This is a genomic window from Levilactobacillus yiduensis, assembly GCF_024718525.1.
Taxonomy (GTDB): Bacteria; Bacillota; Bacilli; order Lactobacillales; family Lactobacillaceae; genus Levilactobacillus; species Levilactobacillus yiduensis.
In genome coordinates, this window is the sequence record NZ_JAMXAZ010000064.1 from 1 (window position 1) to 1,506 (window position 1,506).

The window sequence follows — 1,506 nt, forward strand, 5'->3', positions numbered from 1 at the left end:
CCTGAATTATTCATCAACAAGGTTTCAGCAAAAAATGACGAGTTCTAAATCGGAAAATACCGATTTAGAACTCGTCATTTGAACTATGAAGTTATTATTAGGAACTCAAAGATAGATTCAGATACTAGCGCACCACGTTGTGATGCTTTTGAGCAGAATTTCCCCTTGGTTTTACAGTTTTGCATTTTTATCTGTCTCTTACCCTAGCTGATGTATGCGGTGCAGAGCAAACCAAAATAAACGAAGAAAGGGATTACTATGGCTGAGATGAACGACGGTCTTACGCGCATGATTAGTTATTCGTCCAGCCATGTGAAGTAGACGAAATCTAACGGTTGAAACTGTTTTGGTTTGCATGGACTGGGGAAGAACTAGCCGCTTAAACAATAGGGTAAGTGTGTAGCTCAAAACAGCCAACCACATGCGGACGTTATTGGCTTGAAATGAATGACTGTTGGTCTTATCAAAACCAAAGCCTTCTTTGGCTTCTTTGATGAAGTTCTCGGCAATCCCACGTTTGTGGTAAGCTCTAAATAGGTCGATAATTTCAGCTTCTTTCAGCGTCGTCACTAAATATTCGAAGTGCCAGAACAAGTCGTCGACGGACTTGGTAGCCTTAAGAACGACGCGTAAATGCCAGTTTTCAGGCCAACTATTCGCCCGATAATCAAGGGTGAAATAATGGTCACAAAAATCATCAGGTCGTAGCTCGGCGACACAGTCTAGAGCCAGTGAAACAAGCTTGGGATTAGACTTTAACTTGATCAGAAATTGGGTTTTCTTAGCCAAACAAAGCTGATAAAGTTCAGGAGTCGCAAAACCACTATCACCCCGGATCAATAAATTCATTCGGGGATTTGATTGATTAATAAACGCGATGATTGGTGCAAGAAATTCAGCCACACCGTGAGACGTGTAGACGTTACCAGGTCTCAATTGGGCCCCTAGAAGCATGCCAGTTAGGCCATCGAACGCAATCAGCGGGTGAAGTCCATTCGCAGCATAATGTGGATTGTAGGCCGAACCAGCTTGCCGGCCAAAGGTATCACAGTGGGTAGAGTCCACATCAAGGACCATATCAGATTGATTATTGTGGGCGATTAAACAGCGGTTAAGTGCAAGATTAAGTTGATTGAAACCAGTTGTAATCTTCTCATCTGAGTGATTAATAAAACGAGAAATCATGGGTTGAGAAGCTAACCGATCGACACCTAAGCAGAGTTTCAAAGCCACATCTTCAGAAAGGGCTTCAGTCATTGCATCATTTTGATAGCCAGCAATTTTTTGAAGTAAGAGTTGCGATAGCAACTCATAAAAGCTGTACTGCGGTCGACGACGCCACTCCACCTGGGCAAAAAAGTGCTGGACCATTTTGTCAAAGTCAAGTGAATTAAGGAAATCAGTCATTAAAAGCAGACCCGCGTCATTAGTGAGTTGAGTGCCATCGTCACAAAAAGAAATATTAGAATTGAAGTCTAGGCTACGGTCGAGTATATTAGTCATTAG

Annotated in this window: 1 protein-coding gene; it reads right to left on the bottom strand. The window is 42.4% G+C overall.

All coding sequences use genetic code 11. The annotated features are described in order from the left end of the window. Positions 1–198: 198 nt before the first annotated feature. Positions 199–1,506: IS1380 family transposase (locus NGM66_RS14195; protein ID WP_258115843.1), on the bottom strand; the 1,308-nt coding region annotated here is incomplete at its 5' end.